Genomic DNA, 20,151 nt, shown 5'->3' on the forward strand with positions numbered 1-20,151 from the left:
CCCCCAATCAGTTCCCTCTCCCCGAGGGAGAGGGAGCTGACCGAGGTGTCTGGCGTGATGCATCGACGTGGAAGACCGGGTCGATTATGGATTCGCAGAAACACCACGTCCGGCATTTGAGGCGAATCTGGATCCAGCGAAGGCGGCTCAGGTCGGTGTAATTCCAAAGCATCCCCCAATCAGTTCCCTCTCCCTCCGGGAGAGGGCTAGGGTGAGGGGCTTTTGATCTTCAGGCCTTACCGGGCCAGGCGCTGACGAACTCAGCCAGATCGACCTTCTCTGCCACGCGCGGCTCTTTCTGCGGCGTACCAAGGTAGAGGAACGCAATGACTTCCTCGCCTTCTACCAGCCCCAAACCTTCGGCAACATGCTTCGAATACGCCAGATCCCCGGTGCGCCACACCGCACCAATCCCCTGTGCATACGCCGCCAGCAGAATGCCGTGGGCGGCGCAGCCCGCCGTGAGCAATTGCTCAGCCTTCGGATATTTCACGTGTTCCTGCAGTTTCGCGATCACCACAACCACCAGCGGCGCGCGCAACGGGCCATTGCGGGCCTTGTCGATCATCGCTTCAGTGACTTCGCCGCCCTGCTGGCGGGCCGCCTCGGCCAGCAGCTCGCCCATTTGCTCACGTGCCGCGCCTTCGACGGTCAAAAAGCGGTACGGCTGCAGATGCCCGTGATCAGGGGCGCGCAACGCTGCGCCGAACAGGGCTTCGCGCTGCTCGGCAGTGGGGGCCGGTTCGACCAGTCGGGGTACGGAAACACGGTTGAGCAACGCGTCGAGAGCCTGCATCGGCCACCTCCTTTGAAAAATGTGCGGCTATTCTAGCTGCAACTGCACAACGCCTGCCGGTTTACATGCCTTGCCCCGCAGGTAGAATGGCGCCCTTCTTCCACCAGCCCGAGCGGATTTCATGGCGTTGCCGACCTTACGGACCATTGGTTTCATCATCGGCATTTTCCTGATCACCCTGGCTGTGGCGATGGTCGTGCCGATGGCCACGCTGGTGATTTTCGAGCGCACCAGCGACCTGCCGTCCTTTCTCTGGGCGAGCATGATCACCTTCGTCGCCGGCCTCGCGCTGGTGATTCCCGGTCGACCGGAACACGTGCATCTGCGCCCGCGGGACATGTATCTGCTGACGGTCAGCAGCTGGTTGGTGGTGTGCATTTTCGCTGCGCTGCCGTTTCTGCTGACCCAGCACATCAGCTACACCGACTCGTTTTTCGAAAGCATGTCCGGCATTACCGCCACCGGTTCCACCGTGCTCAATCATCTGGACAGCATGTCCCCGGGCATCCTGATGTGGCGCTCGATGCTGCACTGGATCGGCGGCATCGGCTTTATCGGTATGGCGGTGGCGATTCTGCCGCTGCTGCGCATCGGTGGCATGCGCCTGTTCCAGACCGAATCTTCCGACCGCTCGGAAAAGGTCATGCCGCGTTCGCACATGGTGGCGCGGCTGATCGTGGCGGCCTATGTCGGCATCACCATTCTCGGCAGCCTGGCGTTCTGGTGGGCCGGGATGAGTCCGTTCGATGCGATCAACCACGCAATGTCGGCGATTTCCACCGGTGGTTTTTCGACCTCCGACCAGTCGCTGGCGAAGTGGACGCAACCGGCGGTGCACTGGGTGGCGATCGTCATCATGATCCTCGGCAGCCTGCCGTTCACCCTGTACGTCGCCACGCTGCGCGGCAATCGCAAGGCGTTGATCCGTGATCAACAGGTGCAGGGCTTGCTGGCGATGTTGCTGGTGACCTGGCTGGTGCTCGGCACCTGGTACTGGTGGACCACCAAGCTGCATTGGCTGGAAGCACTGCGGCATGTGGCGCTGAACGTGACCTCGGTGGTCACCACCACTGGTTTTGCCTTGGGTGACTACAGCTTGTGGGGCAACTTCTCGCTGATGCTGTTTTTCTATCTGGGCTTTGTCGGCGGCTGTTCCGGCTCGACGGCAGGCGGAATCAAGATTTTCCGTTTCCAGGTCGCCTACATCCTGCTCAAGGCCAACCTTAATCAGCTGATCCACCCGCGCGCAGTGATCAAGCAGAAGTACAACGGTCACCGCCTCGACGAAGAAATCGTCCGCTCGATCCTGACCTTCTCGTTTTTCTTCGCCATCACCATCTGCGTGATCGCCCTGCTGCTGTCGCTCTTGGGTGTCGACTGGATGACCGCGCTGACCGGTGCCGCCAGCACCGTGTCTGGCGTCGGTCCGGGGCTGGGCGAAACCATCGGCCCGGCGGGCAACTTCGCCACCCTGCCGGATGCGGCCAAGTGGATTCTGTCGTTCGGCATGCTGCTCGGCCGACTGGAGATCATTACTGTGTTTGTGCTGTGTATTCCGGCGTTCTGGCGTCACTGACCGGGCTCGGTGCCTGTAGCAACCGCGCCCGGTAGTCGCCGGGCGTGGTGTCGAACCAGCGACGGAAAGCGCGGAAGAAATTGCTCGGATCGGCAAAGCCCAACAGGTAAGCAATCTCCAACAGGGTCATGCTCGGTTGCGCCAGATACTGCTCGGCGAGTTCGCGGCGAGTGTCATCGAGCAACTGCTGGAAACTGGTGCCCTCCTCCTGCAAACGACGCTGCAAAGTACGCTGCGACAGGTGCAAGGTCTGCGCCACGGTGTCGCGTTTGGGCTCGCCCTGAGGCAGCAAGCGGCACAGCACCTGCCGCGCCCGATGTGTCACGCGACTCTCGGAAAACCGCGCCAGATACTCCCCGGCAAACCGGTCATGCAACAGCGCCATGGCTTCGTTGGCGGTTGGCAGCGGCGCCTCCATATCGGCACGTTCGAAGATCAACGCATCGTAAGGCGCACCGAACACCAGTGGCGCGTGGAAGGCTTCTTTGTAAGGTTGCAGATTGGCAGGCTGATTGCCCTGGATCAGCACTTTGAGCGGATGCAGCGGGCGCCCGGTCAGCCAGCCGCACAGCGCCAGTGCGCAGGCCAGTGACGCTTCGGCACTCTGCCGGGTCGGCGGCAGATGATCGCCGTGCACGGTGAGGATCAGCGCGTACCCCTCATCGAGCAGGCGAAAACTCAGGTCGGCGCTTTCGGCAATGATGCGTTGATAGCGCACCAGGCGCTGGAAGCCTTCCGCCAGCGTATTGCTCGACATCAGTGCGTAGCCGGCGACATGAAACGAGGCCGGGCGCACCACTTTGCCCATGTTCAGGCCGATCGCCGGGTTGCCGGAGACCTCCACAGCGCGCTGCCAGAGCCGGGTCATGGAGTCCTGCGGGAAACGCGCATCCGGATCGTCGAGGGCACTGAAATCCAGCCCCAGTTGCTTGAACAGAACCCGGCAATCCAGGCCGTCCATTTCCAGTGCTTTGACTATCCCCATCGCCCAGCTTGCAGAGGTCGTTCGTTCGCTCATGGTTGTTATTCTTTTACATGACGGGCTGCAGGTGACCGCCCTATTTGCGAAGGATACTAAAGTGGCGCCGATTGTCACTGGCCCACGCCAATGATCACTCTAGACTCAAATAAGCTCCCCGCCGAACAACTTGTCGCCAGAATATTCACCACAGAGATAGCGGTCGTGGAAAACATCAAGCGGTTCAACAGCTTCGCCGAGTTCTACCCGTATTACCTCGCCGAGCACAGCAACAGCACCTGCCGTCGCCTGCATTTCATCGGCACCTCTCTGGTCATCTTCATTCTCGCCCTGAGCATCGCCAAGGGCGCGTGGCTGCTGTTGCTGGCGTTGCCGCTGGCCGGTTACAGCTTTGCCTGGATCGGCCATTTCTTTTTCGAGAAGAACCGCCCGGCGACCTTTCAGCACCCGCTGTACAGCCTGCTCGGCGATTTCGTCATGTACCGCGACATGATTCTCGGTCGCGTGGCGTTCTGAATGAGGGTCTGCCAATGAATGCCCATGCTCACTTCACCCATATGCAGGACGGCACCCAGGAAGACTGGGCGATCATCGCCGCCGATTTCAGTGCCTATGCCAAGCAACTGCCGTCGCGGATCCTTGCGCATTTGAAACTGCTCGAAGGCGACTTCGGCGGTTTCCCGGTGGATCGCCTGACCCACTCGCTGCAAACCGCGACCCGTGCCTTTCGCGACGGGCGTGATGAGGAATACGTGGTGTGTGCACTGTTGCATGACATTGGTGACACCCTCGGCTCGTACAATCATCCAGACATCGCCGCAGCGATTCTGAAGCCGTTCGTCAGTGCGGAAAACCTGTGGATGGTGGAGAAACACGGGATCTTTCAGGGCTATTACTTCTTTCATCACCTGGGCATGGATCGACACCTGCGCGAGCAGTTCAAGGACCATCCGCAGTTCCACGCCACCGCCGAATTCTGCGCCAAATACGACGCGGCGGCGTTTGATCCGGGGTACGACACGTTGCCGCTGAGTTTCTTCGAGCCGATGATGGAGCGGCTGTTTGCCCAGCCAAAGAACTCGATTTACAAGGCTGCGATGCAAGAACATAGCCCAGCCTGAAAACACCTGTGGGAGCGAGCCTGCTCGCGAAAGCGCTGTATCAGGCACAGAAGTTTTGTCTGACACTACGCCTTCGCGAGCAGGCTCGCTCCCACAGGGTTTCTCTTTCGCTCAGGCGATCTCGGCAACTTTGGCAGCTTTTAATTCCGCCTCCCGCGCCTGGGCATCCGCCAGCCGATACAGCTCGATCGTGCCGTCCCAATGCTCGATCAACGCCGTGCACGATTCAACCCAATCGCCGCAATTGAGGTAATCCACCTCGCCGACCTTGCGAATCTCGGCATGATGGATATGTCCGCAGACCACGCCATGCAATTCGCGCTTCACACATTCGTGCGCAATGGCTTCTTCAAAGTCGCTGATGAAACTGACGGCGGTCTTCACCTTGTGCTTCAGATACGCCGACAGCGACCAGTAACCATAGCCATAACGGGCGCGCCAGTGATTGAGCCAACGGTTGAGGGTCAGGGTGAATTCGTAGGCCGAGTCACCGAGAAAGGCCAGCCAGCGGTGATAGCGAGTGATCACATCGAACTGATCGCCGTGAATCACCAGCAAATGTCGACCATCGGCGGTGACATGCACCGCCTCGTCGACCAACTGGATATTGCCCAGAATCAGCTTCGAATAGCGCCGCAGAAATTCGTCATGGTTGCCGGTGACGTAAATCACCTCGGTGCCGCGCTTGCTCATGGTCAGCAGCCGGCGGATGACGTTGGTGTGCGCTTGCGGCCAGTACATGCCGCCGCGCAGTTTCCAGCCGTCGATAATGTCACCGACCAGATAAATCTTGTCGGCGTGGTAGCCCTTGAGGAATTGCGACAAATGCTCGGCCTGACAATCCCGCGTGCCCAAGTGCACATCGGAGATCCACAGGGTTCGCACCCGTTGTTTGCGACTGGGTCTGGCGAGCTCGGCGCTGGTCATGGGCAACCCTCTGCGATGTTTTCGCCAGCTTGCGCGCGCACCGTTAATCGACCGTGACAGATGCGCGTCAGTCGTGTGACAGCAGTTGTCTTCAACTGATTGACGAATCGGACGACAGACGCGACGGCGCCAGCCCTTTAGACTGGCGCTCTTTTGATGATCGTTCCCACGCTCCTGCGTGGGAACGATCAATTACAGAAAATTGTGTCTGGATTAAGGATTGCAATGACTCCGCGTACCGCCCTCGGCGCCCTGCATATCGGCGCTTTGATGTTCGGCCTGACCGGTGTGTTCGGCAAACTCGCTGCCGCGTCGCCGGCGGTCATCGTGTTCGGCCGCGCCGCTTTCGCCGTGCTTGCCCTGGCCTTTTTTGCTCGATTCGCCAGCCAGAGCGGCTGGCAAAAGCTGCAAGCGGTGGACTGGCGACGCCTGGCGCTGAGCGGCGTGTTGCTGGCCGGGCACTGGGTGAGCTTTTTCGTATCAGTGAAAGTCGCCGGGGTGGCCATCGCGACGTTGGGCTTTGCCAGTTTCCCGGCGTTCACGGTGATTCTCGAAGGGCTGATCTTCCGCGAACGCATCCGCGCCAATGAAATCGTGCTGGTGGTCTTGGTCAGCGTCGGTCTGGTACTGGTGACCCCGGCGTTCGATCTGGGCAGCGGCGCGACCATCGGCTTGCTCTGGGCCGTGCTGTCCGGCCTGCTGTTTTCCCTGTTGTCGTTGACCAACCGCGCCAGCTCCGGGCGCATCCCGGCGGTGCAGGCAGCGTTGTGTCAGAACGTCGTCGTGGCCTTGTGTCTGTTGCCGGTCGCGGCGTCGCAGTTAAGTGCAGTGCGCGCGCTGGACTGGCTGTGGATCGCCCTGCTCGGGGTGTTCTGCACGGGCGTGGCGCACAGCCTGTTCGTCGCCAGCCTGGCAGTGATCAAGGCGCGCACGGCGGCGGTGGTGTTCGCCATGGAGCCGGTCTACGGCATCACCATTGCCTGGCTGCTGTTCAGTGAAACCCCGACCCTGCGCATGCTCATCGGTGGCGCGCTGATCATCGTGGCGATCGTGGTGTCGGCGCGAATGTCAGGCGGCAGCGACAGGAAAACCGTCGCTGCCGAGGCAGCTTCTCACTGAGTGCGCTCGTTGTGGCCGAGGTCGCGGTCAGGATCAATCTGATCGCGCACCCGCTGCTTCAATACCTTGGCCTCCGGGAAGCCGCCGTCGGCCTTGCGCTCCCAGATCTGCACGCCCGCGCAGGTGATGTGAAACACCCCGCCGGTGCCCGGCACCAATGACACTTTGCCCAGGTCGTCAGCGAAAGTGCTGAGCAGTTCCTGGGCCAGCCACGCCGCGCGCAGCAGCCACTGGCATTGGGTGCAGTAAGTGATGACAACTTCGGCTTTGGCAACGGTCATGATCGCTGAAACTCCTGAGACAGAGGGCGCCGCTATAATAGCCGGCTTTACCGCTTGCCCCGAGACTCACAATGCGCCGTTTGCTGTTCTGCCTGCTGCTTGGTTTCCTTCCCCTGCTGGTTCACGCCAGTGACGCGCCACGACCGAAAGTCGGCCTGGTGCTGTCCGGTGGCGCGGCTCGCGGGCTGGCGCACATCGGCGTGCTCAAGGCGCTGGAAGAACAAGGCATCAGGATCGATGCGATTGCCGGCACCAGCATGGGCGCGGTGGTCGGCGGCCTGTACGCCTCGGGTTACAAGATCGACGAGCTGGAAAAACTCGCCCTGGGCATCGACTGGCAGGCGGCACTGTCCGACGCGCCGCCGCGTGAGGACGTGCCATTTCGGCGCAAGCAGGATGACCGCGACTTTCTGGTGAAGCAGAAACTCAGCTTTCGCGACGACGGCAGCCTCGGCCTGCCGTTGGGCGTGATTCAGGGCCAGAACCTCGCGCTGTTGCTGGAAAGCCTGTTGGCCCACACCAGCGACACCCGCGACTTCGACAAGCTGCCGATCCCGTTTCGCGCCGTGACCACCGACATCGCCAATGGCGAAAAAGTGGTGTTTCGCAAAGGTCACCTGCCGCAGGTGATCCGCGCCAGCATGTCGATCCCGGCAGTGTTCGCCCCGGTCGAGCTCGACGGGCGCCTGCTGGTGGATGGCGGCATGACCGACAACATCCCGCTGGATGTCGCACGAGAAATGGGCGTCGACATCGCCATCGTCGTCGATATCGGCACGCCGCTGCGCAACCGCAAGCAGCTGACCACAGTGGTGGATGTGCTCAACCAGTCGATCACCCTGATGACCCGGCGCAATTCCGAAGAGCAACTGGCGACTCTGCATGCCGATGACGTATTGATTCAACCTGCGCTGGCAGCGTTTGGCGGGACCGATTTCGGCAAGGCTCAGGAGATGATCGATGCCGGCTACCGCGCCACGCGAATCCTTGACGCGCGGCTGGTGCAACTGAAGCCGGCGCAAACCCAGGACGCCGAACTCAACGCCGCCCGCCAGCCTGGTCAGCGCACGCCGATCATTACCGCAATCCGCGTCGAGAACGATTCGAAAGTCGATGATGACGTGATTCGCTATTACATCCGCCAGCCGATCGGCGAACAGCTGGATCTGGGGCGCCTGCACTCGGACATGGGCACGTTGTACGGCCTCGATTACTTCGATCAAGTGCGTTACCGCGTGGTGCACAAAGGCCAGGATCACACCCTGGTCATCAGCGCCAGCGGCAAGCGCAGCGGTACCGATTACTTGCGGGTCGGCCTCAATCTGTCGGACGACATGCGCGGCGACAGTGCTTTCAACCTCGGCGCCAGTTACCGCGTCAACGGCATCAATCGCCTCGGCGCGGAATGGCTGACCCGCGCGCAGATCGGCGACAAACAGGAGCTGTACAGCGAGTTCTATCAGCCGCTGGACGTCGGCTCGCGCTACTTCGTCGCGCCCTACGCGTCGTTCGAGGCGCAGAACGTTGACTCGGTGCTGGATAACGATCCGATCGCGCAGTATCGCGTCGAGCGTTACGGTTTCGGCCTCAACCTCGGCCGGCAGATCGGCAACAACGGCGAAGTGCGCTTCGGTGTCGGCCAGGCCTGGGGCAAGGCTGACGTGCGCATCGGTGATCAGGATCTGCCGAGCGAGAGCTTCAACGAAGGTTTCTATACCGTGAAGTATTCCTACGACTCGCTGGACAACGTGTACTTTCCGCACGAGGGCAAGGACGTCAGCCTGACGTTCGCCCAGTTCGAGCCAGGTCTGGGTTCAGACAACCGCTATCGCCAATGGGAAGCGAAGTTCGACAAGGCCATGAGCCACGGTCCCGACACACTGATTCTGGGCGGGCGCTATGGCCGCACACTGGACGATGCCAACGTAGTCACTTCAAGCTTCCTGCTCGGCGGCGCGCGGCAGTTGTCGGGGTTTCGTGAGGACGCGCTGTCCGGGCAGAACGTCAGCCTGATGCGCGCTGTGTATTACCGGCGCCTGACACCACGCTCCTATCTGCCATTGGACTTCCCGCTGTACGCCGGCGCTTCACTGGAACGCGGTCGGGCGTGGAACAACGACAATGAGTTCGACAGCGGCTACATCAATGCCGCGAGTGTGTTCATCGGCTTCGATACGCCGCTGGGGCCGTTGAATTTCACTTATGGGTTGAATGATGCGGATGAGCAGGCGGTTTATCTGAATCTGGGGCAGACGTTCTGACCTGAAACCGGCGTTGGCCGATCTGACGCCTTAGAGAGCAGGCTCGCTCCCACAGGTACAGCGAATTTCATTGTGGGAGCGAGCCTGCTCGCGAAAGCGCTCTTGGATGAACCGGTATTCGTCGACACTCAGCGAATCCCTGCCAACAACGTCCGTGCTGTCTGCTTCAACGGTTCATCCCCTTCCTTGAGCAATTCATTGAGCAGCGCGATCGCACTGTCGATGTCGCCGTCGTCGATGCAGGTTTGCGCCTGTTCGAGCTTGCCGGCGGCCTCCGTTTCGCTGGACTCGGGCAATTGCAGATCCAGAGGCTGCAACACCAGTGACGGCTCGGGATCGCCGAACTCGTTGAGGAAGTCATCGTCGAGCGGCTGAGCGTCGGGTTCGGGAATCCATTCAAGCTCGGCTTCTTCGGCAGACGCAGCCTGTGGCAGTTCGAAATCGACCGGCAGCACTGACAGGCTGGTGCCCAGCTGCGGATCATCGATCGGCGGTGCTGCGGAATCAGTGCGGCTGTCGTTGAGATCCCAGTTCGAATCCATCGACAGCTCGCCCAGATTCAATTCGAAATCATCCTCGGGAGCGCTGAGCGTCGACGCGAGCGGCGCGGCCAGAATCGCTGCCGGGGCCGCGGGCAGCTCGGGCGCGTTTACCGTTGCTGCAAACGCCGCCGGTGCAACGCCTGCCAGTTTTGGGTGGCGAGCGCGGGCTTCAACCAGTGCGTGATCATCAACGCCGAGCGCGCGCAGATGGTTTTCCTGCTGCTCAAAAGCGGCGCTGTCACCCTGCCGCCCCAGTACTTCAAGGAGCTGCAAACCAAGATCGGTACGCTCGGGTTCCTTGTGCAACGCATCACGCAGCAACCCCGCAGCTTCGCTGAGTCGGCCGTAGGCCAGATAGATCCCCACGGCCTCCAGCACGTCGCCGGCAGCGGGTTCGTCGCGATGATCGGCGGCCGCGTGCGAACCAACGGCATGTTGCAGTTCGGGTTCATCGACGTCGTCGGCACTCACAGGCAACAGCGGCAGCGGCGTGCCATCGACGGTCGAACGCTGCTGACGGCGGCGTATGAACAAAGCGGCCAGCGCGCCCAGCAGCACTATCAGCCCGCCGAGCAGTGGCCAGTTCAGGCCGTCGTCGGTTGACTCGGCCGGGGCTGAAACAGCGACCGGAGCCGGCGCGACTACCGGCGACGGCGCTTTCTGCAATTCGGCCAGACGGGTTTGCAAATCTTCCACCTGCTTCCTGCCGTCGGCTATTTGCACTTGCTGTTCTTGCAGTCTGAGGTTCTGTTCATCGAGGGTCTTTTGCAGTTGCTGGGTCAGCAGCACGCTGGCCGCCAATTGCTCGGCCTGCGCGTCATTCGCAGGCGCGGCCGGCGCTGACGGCAAGGACGCCGCAGCGCGTTTGCCCTGAGGCGCCTGGGCCGGTGCGGTGACAGGTTCGACGGTCGGAAAAGCGGAGGATTGCGGGCGCGGATCCGGCTCGTCGGTGGCCGGCACGATGCCCGGCGAACCCGGCGGGTCGATCAGCACCGTGTATTCACGCAGCAGACGGCCGTTGGGCTGATCGAGCTGCACGAGGAAATTCAGGAAGGGTTCGTTGACCGGTTTGCCCGACGTCACCCGGATCATCTGGCGATTGCCACGCAGGATCGGGGTGAACTTGAGGTCGTTGAGAAAGAACACCCGCTCGACGCCGGCGCGGCCGAATTCATCCGCCGAGGCCAGGCTGGCCGAGAGATCGTTTTGCGTCAACGTGCCGACATCGACCAGTGCGATGTCGGCCTTGAACGGCTGATTGAGGGCTGAGTGAACAGTGATTTCGCCCAACCCCAATGCCATCGACCAGGTCGAATAGCTGAATACACCGGCAGCGAGCAGCCATTTGGCGCCCCCGCGCAGCATGTGCCGACTTGCGAGCATGAGCATCCCTTAAATAAGCAAAACCGGTTTCTATGCGTTCGCACATCCGGTACGAACACGATATTGCCCAGTAGTTCTTATAGTCGGCTCAGCGCGATCTCTCAAAAAATCGCCGTCAGGATGTGCCTCAAGATTTTTCCAGATTGGCCAGAATGTGCCCGTGAACGCGCATGCACACCTTCAAATCAGCCTCGTCGACGCCTTCGAACAATTCGTGGCGCAGTTGTGTGGCAATGGTTTCGATTTGTTCGATCAGCGGCAGCGCAGGTGCGCAGAGAACGATTTTTTTCGCTCGACGGTCTTCCATCACCGACTGGCGTTGCACCAGTCCCTGGTTTTCCAGACTATCGAGCAATCGCGCCAGAGTCGGGCCTTCGACGCCGACACTCTGCGCCAGTTCGCGCTGGGTCGGCGCTTCTTCAAAGCGCGCCAGATGCAGCAGTACCAGCCAGCGTGCCTGCGACAGGCCCAGCCCGGCGAGGCGGCGATCCAGTTCGGCACGCCAGCCACGGGACATCTGGGCCAGTTGCATACCAAAGCGATGTTGATCGGTTAACGGCATAAAACACTCACGGTCAGACTGAAAATACGGAAAATCTAATTATTAGTCAGCTAAGCATGGGTGGCAGTTATAGGCAAGAGTCGCTCTGTACTGAATCGTTACAACTGCGCAAAGATCAAAAGCCCCTCACCCTAGCCCTTTCCCAGAGGGAGAGGGAACTGAGTGGGGGACGCTTTTGAAATTCGCCAACGTCAAAGCGCTGTGCTGAATCCATAATCGACTCGATTTTGCGGGTCGACATATGACACCAGACCCCTCACCCCAGCCCTCTCCTCGGGGAGAGGGCTGGGGTGAGGGGTCGGGCCAGATTACATCTCGAATTCAGACTGCAACGCCGCCCGCACACAATGAAGCACGCCTTCAGGAACTCGCCCGGCGAACAATTCGGCGACTTCGGCGACGGACGGCAACTCGCCCTCGCCATCGAGAAACGCGTCCTGCACTTCACCCATCAGCTCTTCTGGCAAGTCCAGCGCTTGCTCCAGCGACAATTGCTGCTTGCCGATGGCTTCGGCGAGCATCGCGTAGACGTTCTTCTCCGAGCACTGCAGCTGCCCGGCGATCTGCAGCGGCGTCATGCCGGCGCGGGCCAGGGTGATCAGCTCGTGACGGACATCGGCCACCACCTTCGGCGCCTCGGCCTCGCCGCCGAGCACCTCGAGGAACGCTTCGCCATAACGTTCCAGCTTGCGTGCGCCGACGCCGCTGACCCGGGCCATTTCCGCCAGCGAGGTCGGCTGGCTGCGGAGCATTTCCAAAAGCGTGGAGTCGGGAAAGATGACGTACGGCGGTACGCCGTGTTCTTCGGCGAGCTTGCGCCGTAGTGCGCGCAAGGCTTCCCACTGTTCGCGCTCCTCGCCGCGCACCAGTTGGCTGGCCTGGCTCTTGCTGCCGGTCTTGGCGGTGACTTGCGGTTTCAGGTCGCGGCGCAGCTCCAGTTTCACTTCGCCTTTGAGCAATGGTCGGCAACTGTCATTCAAGCGCAGACCGCCATACCCCTCGTGATCGACATCAGCCAGCCCGCGCGCCACCAACTGGCGGAACAGGGAACGCCATTCGCTCTCGCTCAACGCCTTGCCAACGCCAAACACCGACAAATGCTGATGGCCGAAGCTGCGCACCTTTTCGTTGTCCTTGCCCAGCAACACGTCGACCAGATGACCGACGCCATATCGCTGACCGGTGCGGAAAATCGCCGACAAGGCCTGGCGTGCTGGCTCTGTTGCATCCCACGTCTGCACGCCGTCGACACAGTTGTCGCAATGGCCGCACGGCTCGGGCATGTCCTCATCGAAATAGGCCAGCAACGCCTGACGCCGGCAGCGGGTCTCTTCACACAGCGAGAGCATGGCGTCGAGCTTGTGCTGCTCCAGACGTTTATGCCGTTCGTCGCCTTCGGAGTTCTGCAGCATCTGCTTGAGCATCACCACGTCTTGCAGACCGTAGGCCATCCACGCATCCGCCGGCAGACCATCACGGCCGCCACGCCCGGTTTCCTGGTAATACGCCTCAAGGGATTTCGGCAGATCGAGGTGCGCGACAAAGCGCACGTTGGGTTTGTCGATGCCCATGCCGAACGCCACTGTGGCGACCATGATCAGCCCTTCCTCATTGAGGAAGCGCTTCTGGTGATAGGCGCGCAGATCGTTGGGCAGACCGGCGTGGTACGGCAGCGCCGGGAAGCCCTGTTCGCTAAGGAACGCCGCGACCTCCTCGACCTTTTTGCGCGACAGGCAATACACGATGCCGGCGTCGCTGCGCCGTTCGGCGAGGAACGCCAGCAACTGTTTGCGCGGCTGCTCCTTCGGGACGATGCGGTAGAAAATATTCGGACGGTCGAAGCTCGACAGGAAGCGTTCGGCGTTCTGCAGGTGCAGGCGATCTACGATCTCTTCACGGGTGCGCTTGTCGGCGGTCGCGGTGAGGGCAATGCGCGGAACGTGGGGGAACAGCTCTGCCAACTGGCCCAGTTGCAGGTATTCGCGGCGGAAATCGTGGCCCCATTGCGACACGCAATGCGCTTCGTCGATGGCGAACAGGGCAATTTCCAGGCTTTGCAGGAACGCCAGCATGCGCGGCTGCACCAGGCGCTCGGGGGCGAGATAGAGCATTTTCACTTCGCCGCGCTTGATCCGCAGGGCGAGATCACGCTGTTGCTCGGCGCTCAGCGTGGAGTTCAGCGCAGCAGCGGCGACGCCCAGTTCTTCAAGGGTTGCGACCTGATCGTCCATCAGTGCGATCAACGGCGATACCACTACGGCCAGGCCTTCGCGCAGCAGCGCCGGTACCTGAAAGCACAACGACTTGCCGCCACCGGTAGGCATCAGCACCAGCGCATCACCGCCGCTGGCCACGCGCTCAATGATCGCACCCTGACGGCCACGGAAACTGTCGTAGCCGAAGATGTCCTTGAGGACGCGTTGAGCCTGTTCGAGCATAAAAACTCCAAAAATCTACCGATACATCCCTGCTCAGGCTGGTTCAGAGCAGCCTCGGCTGCTTAAACAAAACGTAAGAACACATTGCATGACCAGCGCAGCGCCGGCAGGGATCGCAAAACGCGGCAGTATACCCGAGGCCTTCGCCGCAGAGGGTGCCGCTGAGAAGACATCGCCCGACTTGCAACATATGCCCCCTGTAGGAGTGAGCCTGCTCGCGATCGCGTCAGCACATCGGACATTGAAGTGACTGGTATACCGCATCGCGAGCAGGCTCACTCCTACAGGGTTTTGTGTTGCGACCGGCAAATCTGCCAAGCGGCTGGCTAGAGCGCGCAAGAAGGCCTAGAATTCCCGCATTGTTTATTCCCCAAGGTAGCCCCGTAATGTCCTTCGCTGAGCAACTGACCCGCCTGCAAGTCTTCCTCGACGCCGACGAGCTGCACGAAGAGGCGCTGGATTACGTCGCCGCCCACGGTTACCTGACCGCACTGTCGATCTGCTCCGAAGACGTCCCCGAGCGCGAGTGGATCGATGCGCTGTTCGCCGAAGAGCCGCATTACAGCGACGAAGCCCAGCGTGCCGAAATCGAAGCCACGCTGATCGGCCTCAAGGCCCACATCGCTCGTCAACTGGCCTCGGATGAAGAATTCGAATTGCCGTGCGAACTGGATCTGGGCGAAGAGCCGGACGATTCCGAACTGCGCGGCTGGTGCATCGGCTTCATGGAAGGCGTGTTCCTGCGCGAAGCGGCCTGGTTCGAAACCGCCGAAGAAGAAGTCAGCGAGATGCTCCTGCCGATCATGGTCGGTTCCGGCCTGTTCGACGAACAACCGGAGTTTGAAGACATCGCCAAGGACGCCAACCTGATGGACGACATGATCGTTCAAATTCCGGAAGCCCTGACCGCGCTGTACTTGCTGTGCCAGGCGCCCGACGAAAAACCGGCGATCCTCAAGCCACGCCACCACTAAGACCTGGCCTATGGACAACCCCATAGGCAACCGCCCCCTGATGTTGCGTTACGTTCTGCTGGCCATCGGCTGGCTCAGCGTGGCATTGGGGGTGATCGGCATTTTCCTGCCGGTCCTGCCCACCACCCCCTTCCTCCTGCTCGCCGCGGCCTGCTTCGCGCGCAGTTCACCGCGCTTTTATCGCTGGCTGGTCGAACACCCACGGCTGGGTCCATGGATTCGCGACTACCTCGAAGGCAACGGCATTCCACTCAAAGGCAAGGTCTACGCGATCGGGCTGATGTGGGTGAGCATTCTGTTTTCTTGTTATCTGGTGCCGCTGGTCTGGGCGCGGGGCTTCATGTTGACCAGTGCGGTGCTGGTGACGGTTTATATCTTGCGGCATAAGACGCTGCACAAGCCTTGAACCGTGTTTGAACGAGAGCGAAACAGGGCACCCCGTTAATACCACTCGTCGGATACCCCCATCCACCTGTCAGATCTGACAGGTGCGCTAACCCGTCAATGCAGGTTCAATCACTCCATCACCCGGCTGGAGTGCATTCCCGTGTCGTCAACCATCTCAAGCCTGAATCTCACCTGATTCTCACCGAGTCCGACTGCACCGGTCGTCACCAGAAAACGCCTGAATTCGCTTACAGAGGACTTGCCTGATGCCTTCTCACAAGAACTTCCGCTTCCCCCCCCTCACCGAAGGCTCTAACACACTGGCGCTGCGCCCCCTGCTGATTCCGGGGATGGTCGAGCCGGTGCAGGACGGCGATGGCGGGATCAGTATCCAGGTAGCCACCGACGACCCCGATGGCGTGCTGTGCGTCATCAATCCTTATCTGGGCCTCATGAGCGAGAGGGACAGGCTGGATATCTGGTGGAACAACGAGAAAGTGCTCGAACGCTTCGTGATGGCCGACGAGGTCAATCAGCGGGTGTTCTTCTACTTGCCGACGCCTGAAAAGTCCGGCTGGGTCGAAAATTGCCATTATGTGCTGACCCGAGTGGGTGAAACCGAAGCAGACCCGCCGTCGGCATCCTTGCGGGTCCTGATCAAACTGTACAGGCCGGGGAACTTTGACAGGGAACCTAATAATGACGACGGTCACTCAGAGTTGAACATCGTGCAACTGCCGCCCGAGCTGGTCGAACAGGGCGTCATAGACGCCGAATGGGCCAAAAAGGGCGTGCTGGCGACGGTCCCTCATTATGTGTATTGCACGCGCAACGACAAGGTCCGTTTACAGCTGGGCGAATACCGGCTTCCGGCGCACCGCATCACGCCGGAGCAAGCCGAAGGTCTGCAGCCGATCGAGATCCACATTGATCAGGACGCCATTCTCGGCGCCGGCGACGGGCTCAAACGGGAAATCAGGTACGACATCAATGACGAAGTCTGGAACTGGGCCGACCGCCCCTCCAAACGCACCTACATCGACGTGGACGCCGGGGGCTGGCGCCTGGATTCACCGATCATCAAGGAAGCCGTCAACGGCTTCATTATCATCAGGGATTTGAACAAGCAGCCGGTGACTATTCAGATCTTTGTCAGCAGCCAGTACTTCAGCTTGGGCGACAGCGTGAAAATGACCTTCATCGGCACACCGCCGGATAACGGTGAACCGATCATCTGCAGTGAAACCCGCGACATCGACAACATCCCTTCCGTGCTGGACATCAACGTGCCCTATGAGTTGATCAGGGCCATCGCCCAAGGGCGCGCCGATGCGTCTTACATTCTCTACAAAAAAAACGGGGACGACCCGCTGTCTTCAAAGCGTGCCTTTGCAATGGTACAGGGCGACGTCAACATGCTCCCCGAGCCAAACATTCGTGAGCTGATCGGCGATACCCTCGAACCGGACGAGCCTTACGCTACGGTCGACGTGCGCTACGCGATGAAAAATGGCGACCTGATCTGCCTGAGATGGTCTGGCATCAAGTCCGATGGCGACACCTATCTGCATGAGGTTTCCCATATCGTCAGCGCCAACGAAGCCAAGGACGGGCTGGTGACGTTCTACACCGACGCGGAGCACATCAAAGTGCTTGAAAACGGCACGCTCGACCTGTTCTACGTGGTGGCAAACGATGCACCTGGCCTCCTCGACATAAGAGAGTCGGAGCGGCTGCTGGCCAGGATTGAAAAGGTCCGCGCGACGCTGCCGGCCCCCGAAGTGGAAGAGGCCGATCCGCCGGGGGATGTGCTGGACCCGTCCAAGGTGTTCGATAAGGTGCATGTGTATATCAGCGAGGCGAAGACCCTCAGGGGCGATATTCTTGCGTATTACTGGCGCAGTCCCAATCCCTTCGCCAGCACCAGCGACTGGCTGCCCATCACCACAGTGACTGAAGGCCAACCTGTACGTTTTCAGGTGGACGCTGAATTCGTGACGCCCAACATTGGCCAGTATGTGAAAGTGCGCTACTCGGTGTTGCGGGCGTCGAACAAACAATACGAGCACTCGGCCACGCTCAATTTGCTCATAGGCGAACTCGTCGGCGAGTTGCCGCCGCCCGAGGTGGTACAGGCACCCGACAAGACGCTCAACCCAATGGATGGGTTGAATGGCGTAGACATCAACGCCAGTTACTCCAGCATGAACCCGGACCGGGACATGATCCGTTTAAAGTGGTTAGGAGCGCCCGGCGCGGGAACCTCTGATGATCTGGAGCTGCCGGGCAGTCCCACAGGCACCGTGCAATTCCATTTACCCGCTTCAGTGGTTGGCGCCAATATTGCGAAAACGGTGTCGGTTGAATACGAAGTAACCCGCTATACCCTCACAACGCCCTCACAAATGCTCGACCTGTATGTTTCAGACTTCCAGGACCCAGAAAACGAACTGCCCCACCCGCATGTGCCTCAGGCACAGAACAACGTCCTGGATCTGATGACATTCAGCGGCGATGCAAAAGCTGTCCTCGCTATATGGCCGTACATTGCACTGAAACAGCGCCTCTGGTTCTACCTGACAGGACAAACAAGTTCAGGCGCTTCCCATACGATCCCGCTAATCACCGGCCTGGAAATAACCCCGACCCAAGTCAGCAGCGGACTCAACGAAAGCTTGCTCAGAAGCGAACTGATGAAACTGGGCCACTCCACGCCCGCCACTGTGATCTGCAAAGTGGCATTCGATGGCAGTGAAAAAGAGGACACTGCCCGCATATTTCCACAGTTGCCCCTGACCATCAGAACCCGCTACGACTACGTGCAACCGGTCATCACCGGTGTGACAGACTCGCGGGGCGAGGTGGAAGAAGGCGGCAAAACCCGTGACGAAAAAGTCACCGTCACCGGCACGGCCACGCGTGGCGAAACGGTTGAGCTGTTCGATGGAACGACGACATCAATGGGTACGGCGCCAGTGGGCGCCGACAGCACCTGGAGCTGCGAGATCGGCCCATTGACCGAGAAGTCTTACCGCATCAGCGCCAAGGCTCTTTATGACGCCGACCCGGTGTCCAGCGAGCCGCGAACATTCAACGTGAAATTCGCACAGACGCCGGAAATTCTTGTGGTCAGCGATTCACGGGGGGACGTCGCCCATGGGGCAACCACCTATGACAACAGCGTGCTGGTGGCCGGCAGCGCGACGCCAAACCTGCAGGTCAAACTGCTGGAGAACAAACAGCCGCTCATTACCCTTGACGTCGACGATAAGGGTGACTGGAACCACCGCCTCAACGATCTGCAAGTTCGCAGCTACAGCCTCACTGCCGAGGCGTTGTACGAGATAGACCCTGCGACCAGTCCGCCGCGGGATTTCGTCGTGGCGCAAGCGGTCACACCGACGATCTCCCGTGTGAGTGACCTGCGCGGTGAAGTCGCCGCCAATGGTACGACCTACTACCGGACCGTCACGCTGACAGGCAAGGCCAGTCCAAACGAAAAGATCATTCTGCTCAATGCCGGTGCGGCCGTCGAAACGGTGAGTGTCAACGCCAGAGGCGATTGGCAATATGTTTTCAGCAGCCTGAACCTGAGCACTTACCGCCTGACCGCGCGAGGCGATTACGGCAGCAATCCGGAGTCCAGTCCCCCTCGGGTCTTTACAGTTGCAGCCTTTATTTCACCGACGATTACCACAGTCACCGACTCGGTCGGCACGGTGGGACAGAACGAAACGACCTATGACACCGCAGTGACCGTCAAAGGCGAAGCCACCCCGCGCGAGCAGATCCAGATGCACGACAATGGCGCCCCCGTTGGTACGCCGGTCACCGTCAATGCCGATAAACAATGGACAACGTCTGTCACCGGTCTGGCCATCCGCTCGCACAGCCTGACTGCCTTGGCCATGTATGACGTGGTTCCGGTAGAGAGCCCGGCGAGAGCCTTTAACGTCGCCGCCCACATCGCGCCGACGCTGACGTCCGTACATGATGGCGTCAGTGAAATAGGCAATGGCGGGCAAACCAAAAGCACTTCGGTGACCCTGCGCGGTACGGTCACACCGAATCGTCAGGTCCAGATTTACGACAACAACAACCCAAGGCACACGGTGACTGCCGTGGGCAGCGCCTGGAACACTACCTTGTCGGTTGGTTTGGGCGGGCATTCGCTGAGAGTAAAAGCGTTGAGTACCGGGCAGGATTCAAATACGCGAACCTTCACTGTGATCTCACCGATTCCGCCGTTGCATTTCAACACGGGCAGCGTGACATTGAGTGGCAGGTGTTACCTCATACCTGACTGGGCTGCATATCCAAACTTCGGCCCTGGCACATATGTACAGCACACGGCAAGCGGCGGAGTTCTTCCCTATCGTTACACGTCGAGTAACAACAACGTCGCCGCGGTAGACGGTTCAGGGTTGGTGACTGTCAGAGGTAATGGAGACGCAACAATCACTGTCATAGACAACGCAAGCCAGTCCAAGAGCTACAACGTTCGTGTCACAGGGGTGAAATTCGTTGTGGGACTGGACGGTGGAAACTGGTACGCGATCAGAGACAGGGCAGCAGGCCGAGGAAAGCGATTACCATCAATGGGTGAGTTGCGGGAAATCCATAACGCTTGGGGTAGTCGTTGGCCGATGGGTGACTATTGGTACTGGGCCGCTGACTCCGCAGGTGGCTGGCCAGCTCGGTACTGGTTAAAAAACCTGGTCAATGGTGCAGAAGGGCACGTCCAGTACTACGGATCCGGCTTGGGAGTGGGCATTGACCCTTAGGGATAAAAAAACGCCCCACAA

General features: G+C 60.2%; 15 protein-coding genes. 8 read left to right on the forward strand and 7 right to left on the reverse strand.

Annotated elements, in window-relative coordinates:
• Nucleotides 1-229 precede the first annotated feature (229 nt).
• Nucleotides 230-796, reverse strand: coding sequence for a nitroreductase family protein (locus BLU71_RS14100; protein ID WP_064362083.1), 567 nt, complete (start codon nucleotides 794-796; stop codon nucleotides 230-232).
• 121 nt (nucleotides 797-917) lie between these two features.
• Here BLU71_RS14100 and BLU71_RS14105 point away from each other — a divergent pair, with 121 nt between their 5' ends.
• On the forward strand, nucleotides 918-2,372 hold the full coding sequence (locus BLU71_RS14105; RefSeq protein ID WP_042607491.1) for a TrkH family potassium uptake protein: 1,455 nt from the start codon (nucleotides 918-920) through the stop codon (nucleotides 2,370-2,372).
• Here BLU71_RS14105 and BLU71_RS14110 read toward each other — a convergent pair.
• A complete protein-coding gene (locus BLU71_RS14110) occupies nucleotides 2,329-3,390 on the reverse strand; it encodes an AraC family transcriptional regulator (protein ID WP_201297820.1) in 1,062 nt (353 codons plus the stop codon). The two genes, BLU71_RS14105 and BLU71_RS14110, sit on opposite strands and share 44 nt — an antisense overlap.
• Nucleotides 3,391-3,555: 165 nt before the next feature.
• On the opposite strand from BLU71_RS14110, the gene BLU71_RS14115 reads away from it, so the two are divergent.
• Nucleotides 3,556-3,867, forward strand: coding sequence for a DUF962 domain-containing protein (locus BLU71_RS14115; RefSeq protein WP_042607489.1), 312 nt, complete (start codon nucleotides 3,556-3,558; stop codon nucleotides 3,865-3,867).
• 14 nt (nucleotides 3,868-3,881) lie between these two features.
• Nucleotides 3,882-4,472: an HD domain-containing protein gene (locus BLU71_RS14120; protein ID WP_083353326.1), complete on the forward strand. Its 591-nt coding sequence runs from the start codon at nucleotides 3,882-3,884 to the stop codon at nucleotides 4,470-4,472.
• A gap of 111 nt (nucleotides 4,473-4,583) precedes the next feature.
• Here BLU71_RS14120 and BLU71_RS14125 read toward each other — a convergent pair whose 3' ends face one another.
• Complete coding sequence (locus BLU71_RS14125; protein ID WP_025110572.1) at nucleotides 4,584-5,399, reverse strand: UDP-2,3-diacylglucosamine diphosphatase; 816 nt, start codon at nucleotides 5,397-5,399, stop codon at nucleotides 4,584-4,586.
• Between the two features lie 225 nt (nucleotides 5,400-5,624).
• On the opposite strand from BLU71_RS14125, the gene BLU71_RS14130 reads away from it, so the two are divergent.
• Entirely contained in the window at nucleotides 5,625-6,518 is an 894-nt protein-coding gene (locus tag BLU71_RS14130) for a DMT family transporter (protein WP_083353327.1), read from the forward strand.
• On the opposite strand, the gene BLU71_RS14135 is transcribed toward BLU71_RS14130, so the two are convergent.
• The gene (locus BLU71_RS14135) at nucleotides 6,512-6,799 is read right to left on the reverse strand and encodes a SelT/SelW/SelH family protein (RefSeq protein ID WP_083353328.1); all 288 of its coding nucleotides are present in this window, start codon (nucleotides 6,797-6,799) and stop codon (nucleotides 6,512-6,514) included. The genes BLU71_RS14130 and BLU71_RS14135 overlap by 7 nt on opposite strands.
• A gap of 71 nt (nucleotides 6,800-6,870) precedes the next feature.
• Between BLU71_RS14135 and BLU71_RS14140 the strand changes: the two genes are divergently transcribed.
• The gene (locus BLU71_RS14140; protein ID WP_083353329.1) at nucleotides 6,871-9,060 is read left to right on the forward strand and encodes a patatin-like phospholipase family protein; all 2,190 of its coding nucleotides are present in this window, start codon (nucleotides 6,871-6,873) and stop codon (nucleotides 9,058-9,060) included.
• A gap of 128 nt (nucleotides 9,061-9,188) precedes the next feature.
• Here the strand turns inward: BLU71_RS14140 and BLU71_RS14145 are convergent, their stop codons facing one another.
• The 3 genes from BLU71_RS14145 to recQ form a co-directional block, all read right to left on the reverse strand.
• Complete coding sequence (locus BLU71_RS14145; protein ID WP_083353330.1) at nucleotides 9,189-10,985, reverse strand: FimV/HubP family polar landmark protein; 1,797 nt, start codon at nucleotides 10,983-10,985, stop codon at nucleotides 9,189-9,191.
• Nucleotides 10,986-11,112: 127 nt separating this feature from the next.
• Entirely contained in the window at nucleotides 11,113-11,547 is a 435-nt protein-coding gene (locus tag BLU71_RS14150) for a MarR family transcriptional regulator (RefSeq protein ID WP_016771142.1), read from the reverse strand.
• A gap of 308 nt (nucleotides 11,548-11,855) precedes the next feature.
• A complete protein-coding gene (gene recQ / locus BLU71_RS14155; RefSeq protein ID WP_083353331.1) occupies nucleotides 11,856-13,985 on the reverse strand; it encodes a DNA helicase RecQ in 2,130 nt (709 codons plus the stop codon).
• Nucleotides 13,986-14,371: 386 nt separating this feature from the next.
• Between recQ and BLU71_RS14160 the strand changes: the two genes are divergently transcribed.
• The 3 genes from BLU71_RS14160 to BLU71_RS27765 all read left to right on the forward strand — a co-directional run bounded on the left by BLU71_RS14160 (nucleotide 14,372) and on the right by BLU71_RS27765 (nucleotide 20,130).
• Nucleotides 14,372-14,959: a YecA family protein gene (locus tag BLU71_RS14160; RefSeq protein WP_042607482.1), complete on the forward strand. Its 588-nt coding sequence runs from the start codon at nucleotides 14,372-14,374 to the stop codon at nucleotides 14,957-14,959.
• Nucleotides 14,960-14,969: 10 nt separating this feature from the next.
• Nucleotides 14,970-15,365: a YbaN family protein gene (locus BLU71_RS14165; protein WP_083353332.1), complete on the forward strand. Its 396-nt coding sequence runs from the start codon at nucleotides 14,970-14,972 to the stop codon at nucleotides 15,363-15,365.
• Between the two features lie 247 nt (nucleotides 15,366-15,612).
• Nucleotides 15,613-20,130: an Ig-like domain-containing protein gene (locus BLU71_RS27765; RefSeq protein WP_231982412.1), complete on the forward strand. Its 4,518-nt coding sequence runs from the start codon at nucleotides 15,613-15,615 to the stop codon at nucleotides 20,128-20,130.
• Nucleotides 20,131-20,151 lie beyond the last annotated feature (21 nt).

Origin of the sequence: Pseudomonas moraviensis (genome assembly GCF_900105805.1) — a bacterium.
Lineage (GTDB): Bacteria > Pseudomonadota > Gammaproteobacteria > Pseudomonadales > Pseudomonadaceae > Aquipseudomonas > Aquipseudomonas moraviensis_A.